We start from the raw sequence: 19,419 nt of genomic DNA, 5'->3' as shown, positions 1-19,419 counted from the left end.
GGTCAGGGGACAACCACCGTGGCCGGCCTATATGTAAGGACTTATTTAAGGGGGAGCTACCTTTATGTCAGCAGCCAATGTACAGAAAACTTGTGAGTCAACTAGGGAAAAGTTAAAACCTGCTATCGATCGGATCGAACAATTTTTGAATGAAAATGCCTTGCCTGAATTGGATCAGAATCAGACGGAAGAATCAACAACCTTCTACAAAGGATTTCTTTCGGATCTCCGTCATTTGCTTGTTTTTTCTGAAGTTTCTTACGAAAAACTTGGCGTTGTGCTGCGTCGTGCCAATTTTGATGTTGATTTTGCCGAAAAGGCTCTCTATAACACGTATCACCAATGTGTAAACAGCTTTTTCTATCCGAAAAATGAATGTTATTCCGAAGATGGAAGATATGCCTATACAGGTCAGGATGCCATTCGCTTCCGTGACAAGCCGGTTCGGGCAGTACGCGATGTTATTCTTGAAATTTCCAAAACATACGAAGAACTTCGCGATGATTTGGCCTATTATGAAAGTGACTATTTAACTCAGCGTCGGATGCAGAATCAACGCAATCACGCATAATTGTAATGTTTGTCTTATGATACAAAATGGATGAAACCGCCAGAAATGGCGGTTTTTTGGCGTTCTTTACTATAAAAACACATCCGAATGCATGTCATCATCTGACATCTCGCCAGAGAATAGCCGATTTACGTGGGGGAGACAATAGATGTCGAGGTGATAAATAAATGAGCCAAGACAAGCCAATTGTCAAATGCAGTGTGTCCAACTGTCATTTCTGGGGAGAAAACAATTTCTGCCATGCTGATGCCATCATGATTGACATTGACCAACATGCTACCCGCCGTTTGCATGAAGAATTTGCCGGGGAAACGTTTGATTCAGATCATCAGGATCATGCGCGTACTTCCTCAGCAACATGCTGTCACACATTCAAACCCAAGTGAGCAGTCATCCCTATTCATAATGGAGGTGCTTTGAAGTGAAGAATGACCACAAAGAGGATTATCCATTTCATCGATCCAAAACCGCCAAACCAGCAAATGTGAAAAAACGTGAACGTGTGGATTATCCACGACGTGAACATCGCGAGGAGTATGGTGCAGAAGTAGCTCCTCCGGCTTCCGTACGTACAGAACGCACGGAACGTGCTGCAGCAGCCCCCGAAAAGCATGAAGCTGACCGCGTCATGGAGTCAACCGGTAAAGTTTCCGGTTATATTGGACTTGCTTGCGGGATTGCATCCTTATTCATGTGGTCCATCGTACTTGGCCCGGCTGCAGCTGTGCTTGGTTACTATGCTTATGTGAACGGGCGTAAAACGACCGGAGCTTGGTCCATTGGACTTGGCGCACTCGCTACGATTAGTTATTTCTTCATGATTCCATTTGCCCGTTAAATTCATGTGCAGCAGCTGCGAAGAATAGATAAGCGTCTTCAAAATGATCTGTATTTTTAACCTTCTGCCTTCCCGTAAATACGGGCTTTGGGAGAAGGTTTTTTCATATTTACGCAAATGTGAGGATAATAATGGATTATTTTCTGAAAACAATGGAACCTTTTTGTAAAACGATGTAGAATATAGGCATAATATACGTTTATTTATACGGGAGTGGGATAACAGATGCAGATTGATCCAAGCGGGTCACGGCAATTACTGGAGTTGCAATTGTCCAATGTTGCCAATCAAACGAATGTATCAGGTGAAACGACTGGTTCATCTGTGGACTTCGCCAAAATGATGGACGGGCTGTTAAGTGCGGATACAAGCAGTAGCGAGACATCTTCTTCAACGTCCGTTGGGCTCTCCAAAAGATCAAGTGATGGCTTGTTGTGGTTACAACTGGGCAGTTTGTATAATTCGGATTCCAATACTATTTCCTCCAGCAGCAGTGAGAGTGTACCTTTATCGTCTCTTACGAACACGGGGCCCGTTGATTCTACATCATCCGTACCGACAGATTTTGAATCTTTGATTGCTACAGCGAGTGACAAGTATGGTGTACCTGAATCTCTGATCAAAGCTGTGATTGATACGGAATCCGGATTTAATCCGAATGTGGTATCCTCTGCTGGTGCTAAGGGTCTGATGCAATTAATGGATGGGACAGCTGCGGGACTGGGGGTAAGCAATGCCTTTGACCCTGCTCAAAATATAGATGCCGGAACCAAATATCTGTCCCTTCAGCTTCAGCGTTTTGGTGGCGAAGTGAAGATGGCGCTTGCGGCTTATAATGCGGGCCCAGGGCGCGTTTCCCGTCTGGGTGTGTCCAATGACAGTGAATTGATGAGCATACTTCACCTTCTGCCTGCCGAGACACAGGCGTACATTTCCAAAGTGGAAAAAGCACAGTCGAAATATACGGCTTAAGCAAAGACTATTATTTTACAGCGAGTTCAGGAAGAGATCAATTCAGGAGCATGCATGGGAAGCCGGCCTGTTCCTGATTGGTCTTTTTGTGTTGGGGCGGGATCGTGTTACAATGCTCACTGTAGGTTCATGAGAACATCGGAAGGAGGTCTGACCTCATTTGAAATATTTTGATTATGCAGCAACGACTCCTCCAGATTCAGAAGTGGTTCGAACGATGGCTGAAATTATGGAGGCTCATTATGGCAATCCGTCATCCATTCATGGGTACGGGGAGCGAGCCGATCAGCTGCTGAGACGGGCACGATCCGGTTGTGCTGATGCCATAGGTGTTAAGCCCGAAGAGATCGTGTTCACTTCCGGAGCAACCGAGAGCAACAATCTTGCGATCAAAGGGGCAGCATTAAGATATCAGTCGCGCGGAAAACATATCATTACCACGGCTACCGAACATGCTTCGGTATACGAAAGTGTTTTGCAATTGCAGCAGTGGGGATGGGACGTGACCTGGGTGCCCGTGGATTCCGATGGCCGCGTTAGCGTTCAGCAAATTATGGATTCATTAAGACCGGATACGGTTCTTGTGAGCCTGATGCATGTAAACAATGAAACAGGGGTCATCCAGCCCGTTGCAGAAATCGGCAATCGCTTAAAAAGCGAAGCACCGCGAATCCTTTTTCATGTGGATGGAGTGCAGGGATTTGGCAAATTGGAGGCGAAGCCCTCCTCGTGGGGTGCTGATCTGTATAGCCTGTCTGCTCACAAAATCCGTGGTCCGAAGGGAGCAGGGCTCCTGTATGTACGGAGTGGGGTCGAGCTTACTCCCTTGTTATCTGGTGGTTCCCAGGAGCAGGGCATGAGAGCTGGAACCGAAAATGTCCCCTTACTTGTAGGTATGGCCAAGGCAATGCGTCTTGCTGCAGAACGGCAGTTGGATTTTGCTAGGCGTACAACCTTGTTGAGAGATCGAATTATGGAGACCATCGAAACGATTCCAGGACTCGTCCTGAACAGCCGGAAAGATGGTGCTCCTCACATTATCCATTTTTCTTATCCCAGCATGAAGGCTGAGGTGGCGCTCCATACGCTGGAACAACTCGGAATTACCGTATCTACGCAATCGGCCTGCTCCTCCCGGTCTGCCGAGCCTAGCCGGGTATTGCTTGCGATGGGAAGAGATGCGGCTAACGCTTCAGGTGGACTGCGGATCAGTCTTGGGGATGAACATACAGAAGAAGATGTGGCCTTGCTGGAGCAGGCGCTGCATCAGATGGTGGCGCAGCTGCGCCCGTTGGAAAGGCGGATGTAAAGTCAAATGAAATACGATATGCTGCTTCTCCGTTTTGGAGAATTTATGTTAAAAGGTAAGAATCGTGCACGATTCGAGAAAACGATCATCACTCAGGTGAGAGCCCTGCTTAAACCATACCCCGGCGCAAGCCTGCGCAAGGAATTTGGGCGATTGTACGTGGATCTCGGTGGTGAATCACACACGGAATTGATCGCAGTGCTGAAACGGGTGTTTGGTGTCATGTCCATTAGCCCGGTTAAAGTAACTCCTTCAGTGCTTGAAGACATCGTGGAAACGGCCGTTGCTTTTATGGATGAGAGAGAGCATGAGTTCAAGGAAGGTACGACCTTCAAAGTGAACACCCGCCGGGTGTGGAAAGAGTTTTCGAATTCTTCACATGAAATGAATCACATGGTGGGTTCCCCGATTCTAAGAAAATTTCAACAGCTCAGCGTGGATGTACGTAACCCGGACATCGAACTGCGCGTGGAGATTCGGGATCAAGGAACGTACATTTTCAATGAAGTGATTCCTGCCGTTGGCGGGTTCCCTCTCGGTACAAATGGCAAAGCAATGATGCTGTTGTCCGGTGGAATTGACAGTCCTGTTGCAGCCTGGGCTTCCATGCGTCGTGGACTGGAAGTGGAATGTGTACACTTTTACAGTTACCCGTTCACCAGCCAGCGTGCGAAGGAGAAGGTGATCGACCTGGCCCGAGCCCTGGCTGATCATGCAGGTACAATAAAGCTGCACCTGGTTCCTTTTACAGAGATTCAAACGGCTTTTACCCAGTTGGGACAGGACAATCTCATCATTACACTGATGCGTCGCTCCATGCTGCGAATTGCGACGAAGCTGGCTGAACGTGAGCGTGCCCTTGCAATTATTACCGGCGATAGTCTTGGACAAGTGGCAAGCCAGACGCTGCCTAGCATGAATGTCATTGGACGTGCGACAGAACTTCCACTTCTGCGTCCGCTGGTGATGATGGACAAACAGGAAATTATTACACTGTCCAAACAGATTGGGACGTATGATATCTCGATTCTGCCTTACGAGGATTGCTGCACACTCTTTGTGCCGAAATCACCTACCACGAACCCGAACCTTCGTATCGTGGATAAAATAGAAGCGACAATGAGCCAACTGCCTGAATGGATAGAGGAAGCTGTGGCTCAGACGGAAACCATCGTTCTTCATGCAGGTGAATCAGCTCCTGCAACCGATGAGAACAAAGAGAACGAGATCAAGGAAGACTGGTTCTAACGATCTGATGATGGTGGATGACATAATAAGGACTATGTTACCTTAAATGGAAAAAGGACTGGCCGATGGAAAATCGGTCAGTCCTTTTTGATTGGTACCTATGAGTATGAACGCTGCTGTTCCCCGCTGCGTCTATTGTTGCTTGAGCGTTTACGGTATCCTGCAAACACCACACCTGCAACGACCAGAACGATAAACAGAATGCGCAGTGCGGGATGCTCGGTGAAGAATGGCACAAGTCGGTGTTCCTCGGTAATCATGTGGGAGGCGGTATAACCAAGTACAATAGCCCCAACATAAATAATCCATGGGAAGTGATTAATCAGCTTGATGAACAGGGTACTACCCCATACGATAATCGGGACACTGATCAGAAGTCCGATGATAACAAGCACCAAATGCTGTTCAGCCGCGCCTGCCACCGCAATGACATTATCCAGTCCCATGGCGGCATCTGCAATAACAATGGTGCGCACCGCAACCCATAGGGAGCTGCCTGCCTTGATATCATTATGCTCCTCACCCTGGTCGGCCAATAATTTATAGGCAATCCAGATCAGCAAGATGCCACCGACCAGCAGCAGCCAAGGTACCTTAAGCAGCCAGAGTACAACGACGGTGGCTACAATCCGGATCACTAGGGCGCCCGCTGTCCCGTAGAGAATCGCCTTTTTCTGCACTGAAGGGTGCAAATTACGTGCTGCAAGACCGATAACGATTGCATTATCGCCAGCCAGCATGAGATCAATAAATACAATTTTCAACAAAGCAAGCCAAAAAACAGCGCTAAATAGCTCCATATGCTGTCACTCCTTCTATATGTCCGAACCCTAAAAAGCTTGTTCAATCGTTAAGAATAGCATGGACAACTTTGACATACAAGTAAGAGTGGGGGGAGGAGAAGCATGGATACATTGTGGCTGTTGACGGAAATTTTAATGATCAATCTGGTTTTGAGTGGAGATAATGCGGTAGTTATTGCTCTCGCGAGTAAGGATCTGCCAGAAAAGCAGCGGAAGAAAGCCGTATGGTGGGGGGCTTTTGGTGCCGTCGTACTTCGATGTGTGTTGACATTTGCAGCGGTGTTAATGCTGGGGATTCCCTTCATACAGGCAGCCGGTGGGATATTGCTGTTCTGGATTGCCGTGAAGCTCCTGCTTCAAAATGAAGATGAAGTACATATTCGGGAAGCTTCCACGACTTGGAAAGCAGTTCAGACAATTTTGATTGCTGATTTTGTAATGAGTCTGGACAATGTACTTGCCATTGCAGCATTGGCTGATGGGGACTTAGCACTTATTGTCATCGGAATTGCGATTAGCATTCCCATTGTGGTGTGGGGTAGTGGTTTAATCGTCGGTTTGCTGAAGCGATTTCCGATACTGGTATTTGCTGGTTCAGGAATTTTGGCCTTCACAGCGGGCGAAATGGTGATGAGCGATCCGAAGCTGGGTCAATGGCTCGGCAGCTTGACGGCTGAAGCCCACACGCTGCTTCCGGTAGCGATGGCGGGGCTTGTCATTGCGGTCGGAGGAGCGCACAAGTTTGTAAGACGGAATGTATAAACTGGTGGTCTGAGTAGGCAGCAGAAAAACAGAATACAGTGGAGGACAACCGTCTGCCGAGGGCGGTTTTTTTTTGTTGAATTCAATCGTATCATGTTGTAAAAATTGGTGAATGAGGGATGATCCAGCCCCCTTGGGGTAATACATGATAGAACTGTGACGAAATGCGACATCAAGTATAGTTTTTTGCAAAAACATGGGCTACACTAGAGGCAGGATTACGAAAGCTGGTCATTATGAAAAAGGCTAATTTGTTTAGCTTACAACCTACATAGCCAAATGATATAAGAGGTGAGTGCAGATGAACATGAGAAATGAAAAAGCGATCGGAATATTTATTGTGGCCGCAGGTATTTTTATTTTGCTTGGCAAACTTGGGGTGTTTGGCTTTATTGGACGTCATTTCTGGCCTTTGCTTATTTTGCTGCCGGGAATTGCTCTCCACGCCCTGTATTATGCAAGAGTTACTCCTACGTGGTCCCTTGTTCCCGCAGGGATATTGACGGTGTATGGTATTTTGTTCGGAATTACGAATACTTGGGGAGGAGGGCTGATGAGCAGTCTCTGGCCGGCATTCTTGCTGGGAATTGCTGTTGGTTTACTCGAGTACGGACTTGCTGAACGCTACAAACCCGAATTTGTGCTGCCTGCAGCATGGGGCATAGGTGCTTTGTCCATTGTCTTATTCGGATTCACCATGCTTCATACCGGAATTATTTATGTGCTGGCGATCCTTTTGATTTTGGGCGGGGTCTGGCTGCTGCTTGGACGAGGACGTCCAAGGAGGGGCTGGTAACATTCCCAGATGCTCCTCCAAGCGAAATATCTTGATTTTTAGCTATGATCAACTATAATATAAGGGATAAAGACATGCGTCGGGATATCACCGACGCTTATTTTGGGTGAGTAACCTGCAGAAATGCGGGAAGTTTAGTAGATAAGAATTGAAATTGGAAAGGATATGGATACAAACCATGCATTCAAGAGAACACATTCGCAATATTGCGATTATTGCCCACGTCGACCACGGGAAAACAACGCTAGTCGACAAGTTGCTCCAGCAATCCGGTACTTTCCGTGATCACGAAACGGTACAGGAGCGCGCAATGGACTCCAACGATCTGGAGCGTGAACGCGGTATTACGATTTTGGCCAAAAACACGGCTATAACTTATAAAGATTACCTGATCAACATTGTAGATACACCAGGACACGCCGACTTCGGTGGTGAAGTGGAACGTATCATGAAAATGGTTGACGGCGTATTGCTCGTTGTTGATGCCTATGAGGGCTGTATGCCACAAACGAAGTTCGTACTTCGTAAAGCACTGGAGCACAACCTGACTCCAATCGTTATTGTAAACAAAATTGACCGTCCATCGGCTCGTCCGGCTGAGGTTATTGATGAAGTACTTGACCTGTTTATCGAACTGGGTGCCAGCGATGAGCAGCTTGAATTCCCTGTCGTATATGCTTCCGCATTGAACGGAACATCCAGCATGGAAGACGATCCTGCCAAACAAGATGACAACATGATGGCGATCTACGATACCATCGTAAGTCATATCCCTCATCCAACAGAGAACGTTGAAGAGCCACTGCAATTCCTCGTTACGCTGATGGACTACAATGAATACCTCGGACGTATCGCTATCGGTCGTGTAAACCGTGGTGTGATTCGTCAAGGCCAATCCGTTACTGTTATTATGCGTGATGGCAAAAGCAAAACAGCTCGTATCGAGAAACTGTTTGGTTTCCAAGGTCTGAAACGTGTTGAGACAGAGGAAGCTGGCGCAGGTGACATCGTTGCGATCGCGGGTATTAAGGATATCAACATCGGTGAAACGATTGCTGACCCGAACAACCCTGAAGCTTTGCCGGTTCTGAAAATTGATGAGCCAACACTGCAAATGACATTCCTCGTAAACAACAGTCCATTCGCAGGCCGTGAAGGTAAATGGGTAACTTCCCGTAAACTGCGCGAGCGTTTGTTGAAAGAGTTGGAAACTGACGTATCCCTTCGTGTTGAAGAAACAGAGAGTCCAGATGCATTTATCGTTTCCGGACGTGGTGAGCTTCACTTGGGTATCCTGATTGAAAATATGCGTCGTGAAGGATATGAGCTTCAAGTATCCAAACCAGAAGTTATCGTCAAAGAAATTGACGGTAAGAAAATGGAACCTCTTGAGCGCTTGTTGATTGATATCCCTGAAGAAAGCATGGGTTCCGTCATGGAGAGCCTGGGCGCACGTAAAGCAGAAATGGTGAACATGGTTAACACGGGTAGCGGTCAAGTACGTCTGGAGTTCCTGATTCCTGCACGTGGTCTGATTGGATACAGCACCAACTTCCTGACATTGACTCGTGGTTATGGTGTGATGAACCATGCATTTGACAGCTACGCTCCAGTAGTATCCGGTCAAGTGGGTGGACGTCACCAAGGTGTACTGATCTCAACTGAAACTGGCACATCTACGTTCTATGGAATGATGGGTGTTGAGGATCGTGGTACGCTCTTCCTTGAGCCTGGAACAGAAATTTACGAAGGTATGATCGTTGGTGAGCATACACGAGACAATGATATCGTTGTCAACATCTGCAAAGAAAAACAACTGACTAACGTTCGTTCTTCAGGTAAAGATGATACTGTTAAAATTAAAACTCCGATTATCTTCTCGTTGGAACAGGCGCTTGAATATCTGAATGAAGATGAATATTGTGAGATTACACCAAAATCTATTCGTCTTCGTAAGAAGATCCTGAACAAATCCGAGCGTGAGCGTGCAGAGAAACAACGTAAAATGGCTGCAAAATAACGCTTAATCATAACTAACAAAAAATAGTATGTATAAGTTAACGTTTGATGTCTTCCAAATGTATTTGGGTTAATGCTGCATATGTAGTGGAGGGAACGGAATCGATTCTGAAGAAGCAAAGCGTTCGCCTTTATCTCCGGATTTTCCCATTTGAAAAAATGGTTCGAAAAATCTGGAGATAACAGCGATCGAAAGAACGATCCGAACCCGAAACGGTCACTAATGCTCGCTTGAATTCCCAATTACGTTTTGTTAAATCAACCAGATAACTTATACAAGCATGATCACGAAAGGAGCTGACTGTGCATGCAAGCATGGTTTGCATCAAACCCGATCGTAGCCTACATCGTCATCTTTGTGCTGATTACTTACGTATATAACAAGGTGTTTCGGGTACGTCAGAAATTGCCGCTTGTGAAGGAAATCTTTCTTTATCTATTGATGGCGATGGGCACATTCATGCTTCTTATTTTTCAGATCGACAAGCTGCCCATTATTCAATGTTTGCTGGTAGCGGTTGGTCTGATGTTGTTAGTGCGAGTGCGCTATTTCATCGAAGGTCGTCAAAAGAAAAAGGCGGAAGCTGCCGCCAGAAACTCATAAAATCTGTCTTTGTACAGACCATCCGTTTTCCTTCGGGAAAGCGGTTGTCTTTTATTTGGACAAAAACAGATGTGATAAAGGTGTTGAAGATATGAACTCGAATTCGAACGGACTGCCCCCCCGTAGACAGGCACCGACCCAATCCGGTGCTTCAGGGTCCAGCAGCAGTAAAGGTAAACCATCCAAAAAGAAAAAGCGAATGCGTACTTTTGCTAAGCTCGTTTTGAGCATGTTGGTGATTGCCATTGTTGTAGGTGGCGGTTATCTCTACTGGGTATACAATCAGGTGGCAAACACCGGCGTAAACAAGCCAGTGCCTCCCGGGATGTCGGCTAAGACGAAGCCAATTACGATGCTGCTATTAGGTACGGACAACCGGCCTGAAACGGGAACCTATCTGTCCGATGTAGTCATGGTAGCAGCCATGAACCCGGATACAAAAACAGCCACGATTGTTTCTTTGCCTCGCGATACCCGGATTGAATTGGAAGGATACAAGGCAAATAAACTGAACTCATACTATCCCAAGTTTAAAGCCCAAGAGAAAACCTCCGGAAAAAACGCGGAGGATCAAATGAAAGAAATGATGGGCAAGTATTTCGACGTAGACATCAATTACACAACGGTGCTTAATTTTCAGGCATTCCGCGATGTGGTAGATGCTGTGGGCGGCGTGGATGTGACAGTTGATAAAAACATGTGTTACAGGGATACGGCTGATGGTACGGATATTAATCTGGTTGCTGGTGATCAGCATCTGGATGGCAAGCAAGCACTCGACTTTGTGCGTTACCGTAAATCAAACTGTGATCCCAAAACGGATGAATCCAACGACTTTGACCGGAATAAACGTCAAAATCAGGTTCTGAATTCCATGCTGGATCAGATGAAATCACTTGGTGGTGTGACGAAAATCAGCAAAGTGATTGGTGCTGTAGATGACAACATGACAACGGATGTGGAATCCGAACAGATGAAGAACTTCATCGCTACGTATTGGAATATTTCAAAATCGGATGTTCACTACACACCTGTGACTGGGGACTGGAGAAGTCCATATGTATATGTGAATGAGACGGAACTTGCCAATGCAAAGCAGGCATTACAAGATACGCTCTCAGGTAAAGTAACGACCTCTCCGGCGGCGGAATAGCTGGGGATTGGAAGCAAGTTTCCGGGTATGTTATAATAGCATAAATCATAGTATCAAGAATTGCATAAAGTAGGTTAAGGAGGGCTGGTTTAATGTCCGAAGCCGTCACACAATTGACTGAATCTCTTTTGCAGCAATTCAAGAATGAGACGTTTGTGCTCCTAAACACGGTTGACATTGAATCAGGAGGCCCGACGTCTACTGCGATCTCCTGGATTTACGCGGAGAATGCTTCTACGCTTCGGGTCGCTTTGGATCATCGTTCACGACTGGTGAACAACATGAAACAAAACCCGTTGATCACGGTCACGGTATTTGGAGAAGAGACGGTCTATGCGATCAACGGACGTGCTTCAGTTCGACAGGATCCTTTGCAGGATGTTCCCTTTAATATGTGCTGTTTCGACATTTCAATTGAAGCGGTCAGGAATGCCCTGTTTTATGGAGCCCAGCTATCTTCTGTGCCTCAATATGTCAAAATATACGATCAGCGTGCTGCTGAGAAATTGGATGAGCAGGTTTTTGCTGCCATGAAAAAAGCCTAGTGAGAAATCACTGGGCTTTTTGTTGCTTTTTGTCCGTGGAATGCTGCTGCATTTGCTGTTCTTCAGGAGCCTGTTCATCCGGATTTTGACGGACTTTGACGTCTTTCGGGAGCTGTGGAATAATTCGTCCCACCATGTCAGCAAGTTCGGAAGCAAAACCGGAAATTGGATGCCCTTGGCGGATATGTTCTCCGATTTCACGAATTCGTTCAGTGACATCCGCATCAGCAGTTACGATGGAATCAATGCCTTCGGGATCTTTGCGCAGAGCTTCAGCAACCGAGTATTTTATAGTGCCAACGCGTGCACGTTCCAGTTCACCATCCACATCAATGCCGACAACAGCTGTATTGCCTAAGATGACGCAGTTGGCATCTTTGACACCTTCCACTTGCTTGGCAAGTGCTTTGAGGTGGTTAATCCGATTATCGTTGGTCATCCGGCCTGTTTGGTTATCGTCAGCAACGTTCAGTTCATGAACTTCACCCGTATTTTCATTGAAGCGGTCGAGGCGTGAAGGATTCATTCGGTCATCCTCTGTATAGAGCATGTGAGATCCGTTTTGTTGATCTTGCCGAGTTGTGACATTTCCTCCGTAACCTCTCGCATGAGCACCTTGCTGCTCTTGTGAGGCGCTGCGTGAAGTGCTGTTGCAACCTGTAAGTATAAAGATCAGAAGCAGCGTGCAAACCCAATATTTCATAAATGTTCATCCTTTCCTGGAGTTTTTCAGAATGGTTGACAATTATTTTGTCCTAGACGAATACATTTATGTATGGGAGCATGATTGTCCATGCCGCTGCTGAAAGATCACACTATCACAGATGAACTCGGGAATGGAAAATACGGACTGCCTTTGCATCGAAATACAATGATTGAATCCGGCATTCCCGAGTTCACGTTCTAGCCCATGCCTTTAACGACGCCGCTTTGGAGGGGATTGAATGAAAAAGATTTTTGTATTGGATACCAACGTGCTTCTGCATGACCCCAATGCCATATTTGCCTTTGAGGAACATGAGGTAATCATTCCCGCGGTTGTACTGGAGGAAATTGACTCCAAAAAAAGAAATGCTGATGAAATTGGCCGCAATGCCCGAAATGTTTCCAGATTACTTGATGGTTTGCGTGAGCTGGGTCACCTGCACAGTGGCGTGCCTCTGGCGAATGGAGGGAACCTGAAAGTTGAACTCAATCATCGCAGTTTTGTGAAAGTACAAGAAATGTTCGGGGAAGTATCCAATGATAACCGGATTTTGGCGGTGGCCCTCAATTATCAAATTGAAGAAAATGAGAAAGAAGTCGTGGAACGACAGGTCGTTCTGGTCAGCAAAGATGTACTCGTTCGTATCAAAGCAGATGTGCTCGGTCTGTTCACTCAAGATTACCTGTCCGATCGGACAGCGGGACTCAGTGAATTATATCCAGGCTACACAGCCTTGAAAGTTCATCCGTCGGTAATCGATGAGTTTTACACATATCGTTTTCTGCCGATCAAACCATTGCAGTTGTCCTATAACCTGTATCCCAATGAATTTGTAATTCTCAAGGATGAGATGGGGACCAATAAATCAGCGCTGCTGAAGGTAAACACGGAGGGAACCAAGCTTGAGCCGTTGTTTCTAAGTAACGATAATGTATGGGGCATTAGTGCACGAAACGCACAACAGCGTATGGCTCTGGAATTGCTTCTAAACGATGATATACCACTCGTTACCATTACGGGAAAAGCCGGGACAGGAAAAACCTTATTGGCGCTTGCGGCAGGTCTTCTTAAGGTGGAAGACGATCATAAATATAAAAAGTTGCTGATTGCGAGACCGGTTGTCCCGATGGGCAAGGATATCGGTTATCTGCCGGGGGAAAAGGAAGAGAAGTTGAGACCATGGATGCAGCCCATTTATGATAATCTTGAATTTTTGTTTGATACGAAAAAGGCAGGAGATATTGATAAAATTCTAATGGGGCTTGGCAGTATTCAGGTTGAAGCACTAACGTATATTCGCGGACGCTCCATACCTGGTCAATTTATTATCGTAGATGAAGCACAAAACCTGTCCCGCCATGAAGTGAAAACCATTGTTTCTCGTGTAGGTGAAGGCAGTAAAATTATACTGATGGGTGACCCTGAACAAATTGACCATCCATATCTGGATTCCGCAAGCAACGGCCTGACGTATGTCGTGGAACGATTCAAGCAGGAAGGCATCAGTGGACATATTATGCTGGAAAAAGGGGAGCGTTCCAAACTGGCCCAATTGGCTGCCGATTTGTTGTAAGCTGAACGGGATATATTTCACGGGAAAATATAAAAAAATGCCGGCTCGGTTGAGCCGGTTTTTTTGCTGAAAAATTGAAAAAGAGTTATTACACAGAACTATGTATTCTCTTAGTATGCAAAAGCTCAAAAATCTGTTTTTTGGCAGGATAGGACAGGAGCACTACTAATTTGTTACAATAAATTTTACAGGAAAAATATAGGGAGCGAGGAGGAGAAGTTAATGAAGCGTAGGCATCAGGTCGTATTATTCGCAGTGCTGCTGCTTTCTTTGACCATTCTGTCTCCAAGCTTTGACTTTAGAGGGACACCTCAGAACCAGGAAGGGGATCAGGAAAATAGTACGTTTCCTAATACTTCATCCCGCAATGAGAATCAGCAAGTCCCGGTTGAGATCGTGGTTTCCATGTCTGAGAAGGAGTTTCAGGTCTTTTCCAAGATTGCTAACCAAGTAGCAGAAGCGCGTATGGTCGAAATTGATCTTCGAAATCTGGAAACGGATACATATAAAAATGTGCTGGAGGATGAACTTGCGGTAGGGGACAGTGGGGATATTATCCTGCTTGATAGTACGGAGGTGCAGGGTTACGCGAAAAGAGGGCATTTATATCCTCTCAATGCAACAACCCTATCCAAAACACTTGGTGAATCGGTATCCCGTTTACGGGAAAAGACAGAATGGAATGGATATCAATGGGCGATGCCATTTGATTTTGACCCCTACGTGCTTGCATCACGGTCTGATGCAGTTGCAGAAGCTGGTTTGGAGCGATTGCCACAAAATCTGGACGAGTGGACCAAGCTGCTGAATCAAATGGGGGAGAGAACTAGAGAAATGCTCACTATTAACATAAATGATCCTTGTGCTGCAGATGCATGGTTAAATGAATTTGGGCCAGGAGTTGCTCCATCTGCTCTAAAAAATACAACGGAGGCGTCTACAACGGGGGGATATGAACAGGCGTTGCAGGTGCTGAACCGGATTCAGCCTTATATAAAGCCTCTTAACGCTGACCCAGGGGTTAATGATACGGTTATGCAGGAACAATCAATATTGATTGTGACTCGTTTTTCGCAGCTGTTGGAGGGTGATCAAATGCTAAATGAGGATAAAGGATCACCTACAAACCAGATCATGTTTAAACCGCTTGCCGCTATAAAATCCAGAAGTTTTGTGATTACTTCCGGTTCTCATGAAGCGGAACAGGCAAGCCGATGGATCGAAGGCATGATATCCGCTTCAACGCAGTCGGATTGGTACCAACAAGCCCATCATCTGCCTGCCAAACAGCAGCAATTGAACCTGGAGTCCCAAAAGCTAACGGATGGAAGACAAATGATCGGTGGTCAGGAATGGTTTGTGTCCGAAACATCTGAGAAAGATGTTATTGAGAGCCCCATGCAGTTGTTACAGTACAAGAAGAAGATTCAACAGTTCCTTCAAGGAGAAATTTCAGCGAATCAGTATGTGAGTGGCATTCTTCAAATACATCATTCATCAAAATGAGATGGCAAGTTTTACTTCCAGTACACCTTTGCTTGTTGATACACCTGTAGCTTTCACAAAGGACAAAATTTTCTGTGGATAAAAACCGAGATCAAATTCCTTTTCGAGCATTCGTCGTGTCGTATCCGGTAGTTCCAACTGGTTAAAAACGAGTTTATCTACATGAAAACGGATGGAGTTTTGTGGCTCGTTTTCTACCGTATAGTGGCCTTCGATGCTTAATTGTAACTGATCACGTTGTCCGGAAGCCGTAATCCGGTCCTCGTCAAACTGAAAAGCGAAATCTTCAAAGATAGGGTTCTGCTCACGCAGGAATTGATTCAAATCATCTTGTTCAATTCGGATCGTGTAAGCTGTTCCAGTCGTGGAAATTCCACCATTCTGTTCTTGTATAAACTCTGGCAGATTCTGCATGGCTGCTGCTAATGCCCTGAAATAGCGTTTGACCTCATATATACCCACATTCTCCCAATAAATCGTCAACTCATCCATCAACTTTTGAATGGCCGCCGGATTTCCACTGGCTGATACTTGTCCGTCCACTTCCTTTTGCAAAGCGACTACACGCTCCCGCTGACTCTCCAAATTGGTTTTTAATTCGTCCAGTTCTGCTGTGGTCTTACTAATTTTGGCAGAGGTCTCCTGTATACTCTGATAACGATCCTGATATTTGGTCAGGACTGCCTGGTCTCTGCCAATGATAATTTGGTAGTAATCATAAAGGATAAAAAGATCTTTAAGCGATCTGGCTCCAAGCACAGTCATAAGAAGGTTGTCCCGTTCTCCCGTGTAATAGGACCTAACTACAGCACCTGCCCGATCTTGCTGGATATGTATTTGCTCTTCCTGTTCCTGGAGCTGGATCTGCAGCTCTTGTTGTTGTTGGTCAAGTTCTTTTTGCCTAACCGCAATACGTTCAATTTCATGATCGATCTCCACGATGGACAGACTCTTTTGCAAAATCTCACGAGTTTTCTCTGGTGATTGTTCTCCATAGGCATATGTCGATGTGAGCTGGACAAATAGTAGGGTGAAGATAAATAGGGCGCTAATGCTATATCGACGGTTCACCACATCATTCTCCTTTCCATAGTTCAATATCCATTGTACAGGCTTCTGTCTTTCAGACAATATATGAAATGAAATCTTGAAATATCCTTAGTGGATACATAACGCTGAAAACAATCATTTAATCAGATAAACTTATGTATTGAGAAACAACAAAAAAGCGAACCGGCCTATGGCCGGATCGCTTTGATGCTGTTGGCGGATTAAAGCGGCAACCCCATTTGGAACACAGTCCAGTAGCTGAACCCTGTGAAGGTAACGATCATATAACCCCAGAAGAGCAATATGTACGTTCTTTCGGTAAATTTTAAATACCCCAAAATGACGAAAAACGCAGTCTGCAGGAAAAAAAGTAAAGCCATCTCGACCAGATCTCCCGCAAAAGCCATCAGGCCAATCGTAAGCGTGAAGAACCCGAGTACCCGAAACATGCGTGCCACGGTTAGTCCTCCTCTCTATGTACGATCATAGATTGTCTACACAACATTATACCGGGAAAGGAAAAAGGTGTAAACAGAATTGGATATGAAAGCGAATTCTTTTTTTGCCCCTCAGGAGTGTTTATAGGGCATCTTTTGCATATATAACGTATGAGCACCCACGAATATGGAAATACATTTTAGTATGAAATCAATTCTATGAACTCTATGAGAGGCATAAGAATGAATAAAGCAGCTTTTATACCTAATTCACAAGCCGGGAAACCGGTAATGAGGACGGTTATTTTAGGATGTTGTTAGGAGGGTATTATAGCATGACTGCAGTGAGACAGGATGCTTGGAGTACAGAGGACGATTTGATTTTGGCTGAGGTAACTTTGCGGCATATTCGAGAAGGCAGCACACAACTCGCGGCATTCGAGGAAGTTGGCGAAAAAATAGGCAGAACTTCTGCCGCTTGCGGTTTTCGCTGGAACAGCTGTGTGCGCAAGAAGTATGAGTCAGCCATCAGCAATGCGAAGGCACAACGTCAAAAGAGAAGTTATCTTCGAAAACAACCGTCGTTGCTTGGACCACAGGTCGCAGCTCTATCCACACTCGATACGGAAGAAAACCTGTATAAGACCGATGGAGTGTCGGAAGACTCGCTTTCTATTGATGCTGTGATTCGCTTTTTGCGCCAATGGAAAGGCACGGTACAGGAAAGTGGACGACAACTCAAAATGTTGGAGAAGGAGCTTCGTGAGAAGGAAGATGAGCTCCATGAACTTCGCTGTGAGAATGACCGTCTGTCCAAAGAAGTGAATGAAGTACAAACCGATTATCGTGTGGTGAATGACGATTATAAAGCGTTGATTCAGATTATGGATCGTGCACGCAGGCTTGCTTTCCTGGCTGAGGAAGAAGAGGAACTCAAAACCCGTTTCAAAATGGACGCTAACGGGAATTTGGAACGAATTGAATAACGGATCAAGCTCTTTGAATGATGATTTTTGATCTGGCCCGTCACATCTCCGTTACAAACGGCAGGTAAGACGGGTTTTTTGTTTGAAGTTTTTGTTCTATTATATATAGAAGTAATTATTGAAAGTGGAAGAGGGATGTCCCATGGTTATTGACGTTGTAGGAGCAGGTTCACTTGGCCTTTTATATGGAGGAAAACTTCAGGCAGCTGGATATCCTGTGCGGTTTTGGACCAGGACGTCAGAACAAGCGGAAAAACTGCGTATGTACGGGTTAGATATCATCGAGCAGGGAGCGAAGTTAAAGTTGCTTCCCGAGTATATTCAGGCTTATCCGATATCGGAATTATCTGCTCGTTGGCATCATCAGCCCGGGGACTGGCTTATCCTCATGGTTAAGCAGACAAGTATAGATGATGTTGTTCATACCATGAAGACAATGAAGAATCATATCATTAACATAGCCTGTTTTCAGAACGGAATGGGCCATATAGAGAAGATACAGGCAGCCATGCCGTTATCCCGTCTATATCGTGCAGTAACTACTGAAGGTGCCAAAAGGGTGGAGAACGGGGTTATTCGTGCTGGTGAGGGGGAAACCTGGCTTGGCAGAGACGTACATCCTAGTGCACTAGAAGAAGACACAAAAGGAAATCTAAAAGACATAAGCTTGGAAGCCCTATTGCAGCAGGCAGGATTTAACTGTACAGTGTCGAATCAAATCGATAAGCTGATATACAGAAAGCTGCTAATTAATGCTGTCATTAACCCTCTCACGGCCATCTGGAGAATAACCAATGGGGAATTGCTTCAGAATGAGCAACGTATAACGGTTATGCGCCAACTCTATGATGAAGCTGCAGCCATTTATAAAGCCAATGAAATCATATTGGACATCGATATGTGGGAGGATGTTTTGTCCATCTGCCGATCAACAGCCACAAATACGTCCTCGATGCTTGCAGATGTTATGCATGGGCGACGTACCGAAGTGGAATCAATCAGCGGGCAAATAGTCAGCATGGCACATCGGTCTGGTTTGACTGCTCCGCTGCATGAAACAATGCTTCATCTGATCGAAGGAATTAGGCCGGAAGGAGTGAGTTAATGGGATTTTTTATTGTGCTGAGCATACTGCCGTTTTTTCCGTTTTTTATTGTCTATTGGGCCATGTATGGGTGGAAAAAGGATAAACGAGCTTCTCTTCGCACTGCAATGGATGTAACGACTGTATTTCTGATTTTCTCCGTATCGGCGTTATTCAACTTAACATTTGATTCGAATTTTGGTTTTTATTTGACGTTGATACTCATACTAATTGCACTCGGATTGATTGGAGGAGCTCAAAATAGGCTGAAAGGGAAGGTGGATGGGGGCCGAATGTTCCGGGCCGTTTGGCGCATGGCCTTTGTATTGATGAGTTTTGGGTATGTCTTGTTTACTATATTTGGCTTATTTAGATACTTAATGAAACAGATGTAAGGTTACATAACGTAAAAAGGCTAAAAAATGTGTCGATTTTGTCGAAAACTGAAAAAAACATT

The 19,419-nt window shown here is 45.5% G+C and carries 21 protein-coding genes; 17 read left to right on the top strand and 4 right to left on the bottom strand.

Annotated features, from left to right (window positions below; all coding sequences use genetic code 11):
• The first annotated feature begins 64 nt into the window (after nucleotides 1–64).
• The 6 genes from AB3N00_RS17295 (at nucleotide 65) to thiI (ending at nucleotide 4,938) form a co-directional block, all read left to right on the top strand.
• Nucleotides 65–571, top strand: a complete 507-nt coding sequence (locus tag AB3N00_RS17295; protein WP_175397508.1) for a YpuI family protein — start codon at nucleotides 65–67, stop codon at nucleotides 569–571.
• A 167-nt stretch (nucleotides 572–738) separates the two neighbouring features.
• Nucleotides 739–957 (top strand): DUF1540 domain-containing protein, encoded by a 219-nt coding sequence (locus tag AB3N00_RS17290; protein WP_095289916.1) that lies wholly within the window; start codon nucleotides 739–741, stop codon nucleotides 955–957.
• Nucleotides 958–1,055: 98 nt separating this feature from the next.
• Nucleotides 1,056–1,409, top strand: a complete 354-nt coding sequence (locus tag AB3N00_RS17285) for a hypothetical protein (RefSeq protein WP_413036063.1) — start codon at nucleotides 1,056–1,058, stop codon at nucleotides 1,407–1,409.
• 225 nt (nucleotides 1,410–1,634) lie between these two features.
• Entirely contained in the window at nucleotides 1,635–2,381 is a 747-nt protein-coding gene (locus AB3N00_RS17280; protein WP_413035681.1) for a lytic transglycosylase domain-containing protein, read from the top strand.
• 160 nt (nucleotides 2,382–2,541) lie between these two features.
• The gene (locus AB3N00_RS17275) at nucleotides 2,542–3,690 is read left to right on the top strand and encodes a cysteine desulfurase family protein (protein WP_413035680.1); all 1,149 of its coding nucleotides are present in this window, start codon (nucleotides 2,542–2,544) and stop codon (nucleotides 3,688–3,690) included.
• A 6-nt stretch (nucleotides 3,691–3,696) separates the two neighbouring features.
• A complete protein-coding gene (gene thiI, locus AB3N00_RS17270) occupies nucleotides 3,697–4,938 on the top strand; it encodes a tRNA uracil 4-sulfurtransferase ThiI (RefSeq protein ID WP_413035679.1) in 1,242 nt (413 codons plus the stop codon).
• A 98-nt stretch (nucleotides 4,939–5,036) separates the two neighbouring features.
• On the opposite strand, the gene AB3N00_RS17265 is transcribed toward thiI, so the two are convergent.
• Nucleotides 5,037–5,738: a TerC family protein gene (locus tag AB3N00_RS17265; protein WP_175397512.1), complete on the bottom strand. Its 702-nt coding sequence runs from the start codon at nucleotides 5,736–5,738 to the stop codon at nucleotides 5,037–5,039.
• A 105-nt stretch (nucleotides 5,739–5,843) separates the two neighbouring features.
• On the opposite strand from AB3N00_RS17265, the gene AB3N00_RS17260 reads away from it, so the two are divergent.
• The 6 genes from AB3N00_RS17260 (at nucleotide 5,844) to AB3N00_RS17235 (ending at nucleotide 11,620) form a co-directional block, all read left to right on the top strand.
• Nucleotides 5,844–6,503 carry a TerC family protein gene (locus tag AB3N00_RS17260; RefSeq protein WP_413035678.1) on the top strand — a complete coding sequence of 220 codons (660 nt, stop codon included), beginning with the start codon at nucleotides 5,844–5,846 and terminating at the stop codon, nucleotides 6,501–6,503.
• Nucleotides 6,504–6,804: 301 nt separating this feature from the next.
• Nucleotides 6,805–7,299 carry a hypothetical protein gene (locus tag AB3N00_RS17255; protein ID WP_413035677.1) on the top strand — a complete coding sequence of 165 codons (495 nt, stop codon included), beginning with the start codon at nucleotides 6,805–6,807 and terminating at the stop codon, nucleotides 7,297–7,299.
• A 178-nt stretch (nucleotides 7,300–7,477) separates the two neighbouring features.
• Nucleotides 7,478–9,319 carry a translational GTPase TypA gene (typA, locus tag AB3N00_RS17250; protein WP_413035676.1) on the top strand — a complete coding sequence of 614 codons (1,842 nt, stop codon included), beginning with the start codon at nucleotides 7,478–7,480 and terminating at the stop codon, nucleotides 9,317–9,319.
• Nucleotides 9,320–9,625: 306 nt separating this feature from the next.
• The gene (locus AB3N00_RS17245) at nucleotides 9,626–9,922 is read left to right on the top strand and encodes a YlaH-like family protein (protein WP_175397516.1); all 297 of its coding nucleotides are present in this window, start codon (nucleotides 9,626–9,628) and stop codon (nucleotides 9,920–9,922) included.
• A gap of 91 nt (nucleotides 9,923–10,013) precedes the next feature.
• Nucleotides 10,014–11,075, top strand: a complete 1,062-nt coding sequence (locus tag AB3N00_RS17240) for an LCP family protein (RefSeq protein ID WP_413035675.1) — start codon at nucleotides 10,014–10,016, stop codon at nucleotides 11,073–11,075.
• 92 nt (nucleotides 11,076–11,167) lie between these two features.
• Complete coding sequence (locus tag AB3N00_RS17235) at nucleotides 11,168–11,620, top strand: pyridoxamine 5'-phosphate oxidase family protein (RefSeq protein WP_413035674.1); 453 nt, start codon at nucleotides 11,168–11,170, stop codon at nucleotides 11,618–11,620.
• Between the two features lie 7 nt (nucleotides 11,621–11,627).
• On the opposite strand, the gene AB3N00_RS17230 is transcribed toward AB3N00_RS17235, so the two are convergent.
• Nucleotides 11,628–12,323 (bottom strand): YhcN/YlaJ family sporulation lipoprotein, encoded by a 696-nt coding sequence (locus AB3N00_RS17230; RefSeq protein WP_413035673.1) that lies wholly within the window; start codon nucleotides 12,321–12,323, stop codon nucleotides 11,628–11,630.
• A 241-nt stretch (nucleotides 12,324–12,564) separates the two neighbouring features.
• Between AB3N00_RS17230 and AB3N00_RS17225 the strand changes: the two genes are divergently transcribed.
• A complete protein-coding gene (locus AB3N00_RS17225) occupies nucleotides 12,565–13,899 on the top strand; it encodes a PhoH family protein (protein ID WP_413035672.1) in 1,335 nt (444 codons plus the stop codon).
• 222 nt (nucleotides 13,900–14,121) lie between these two features.
• Complete coding sequence (locus AB3N00_RS17220; RefSeq protein WP_413035671.1) at nucleotides 14,122–15,405, top strand: ABC transporter substrate-binding protein; 1,284 nt, start codon at nucleotides 14,122–14,124, stop codon at nucleotides 15,403–15,405.
• Here the strand turns inward: AB3N00_RS17220 and AB3N00_RS17215 are convergent.
• Together AB3N00_RS17215 and AB3N00_RS17210 are read right to left on the bottom strand one after the other, a co-directional pair.
• Entirely contained in the window at nucleotides 15,397–16,476 is a 1,080-nt protein-coding gene (locus AB3N00_RS17215) for a coiled-coil domain-containing protein (protein WP_413035670.1), read from the bottom strand. The two genes, AB3N00_RS17220 and AB3N00_RS17215, sit on opposite strands and share 9 nt — an antisense overlap.
• Before the next feature lie 200 nt (nucleotides 16,477–16,676).
• Nucleotides 16,677–16,913, bottom strand: a complete 237-nt coding sequence (locus AB3N00_RS17210) for a DUF2626 domain-containing protein (protein WP_095289941.1) — start codon at nucleotides 16,911–16,913, stop codon at nucleotides 16,677–16,679.
• A 314-nt stretch (nucleotides 16,914–17,227) separates the two neighbouring features.
• Between AB3N00_RS17210 and AB3N00_RS17205 the strand changes: the two genes are divergently transcribed.
• The 3 genes from AB3N00_RS17205 to AB3N00_RS17195 all read left to right on the top strand — a co-directional run bounded on the left by AB3N00_RS17205 (nucleotide 17,228) and on the right by AB3N00_RS17195 (nucleotide 19,357).
• Complete coding sequence (locus tag AB3N00_RS17205; protein ID WP_413035669.1) at nucleotides 17,228–17,878, top strand: RsfA family transcriptional regulator; 651 nt, start codon at nucleotides 17,228–17,230, stop codon at nucleotides 17,876–17,878.
• 142 nt (nucleotides 17,879–18,020) lie between these two features.
• Entirely contained in the window at nucleotides 18,021–18,983 is a 963-nt protein-coding gene (locus AB3N00_RS17200) for a ketopantoate reductase family protein (RefSeq protein WP_413035668.1), read from the top strand.
• Nucleotides 18,983–19,357: a DUF3397 domain-containing protein gene (locus AB3N00_RS17195; protein ID WP_413035667.1), complete on the top strand. Its 375-nt coding sequence runs from the start codon at nucleotides 18,983–18,985 to the stop codon at nucleotides 19,355–19,357. The genes AB3N00_RS17200 and AB3N00_RS17195 overlap by 1 nt, the downstream gene beginning before the upstream one ends.
• The last annotated feature ends 62 nt before the right edge of the window (nucleotides 19,358–19,419 follow it).

It is taken from the genome of Paenibacillus xylanilyticus (assembly GCF_047246825.1).
Classification (GTDB): Bacteria; Bacillota; Bacilli; order Paenibacillales; family Paenibacillaceae; genus Paenibacillus; species Paenibacillus xylanilyticus_B.
Note: the sequence above shows the minus strand (reverse complement) of the source record. Positions and strands in the feature narration are given on the sequence as shown.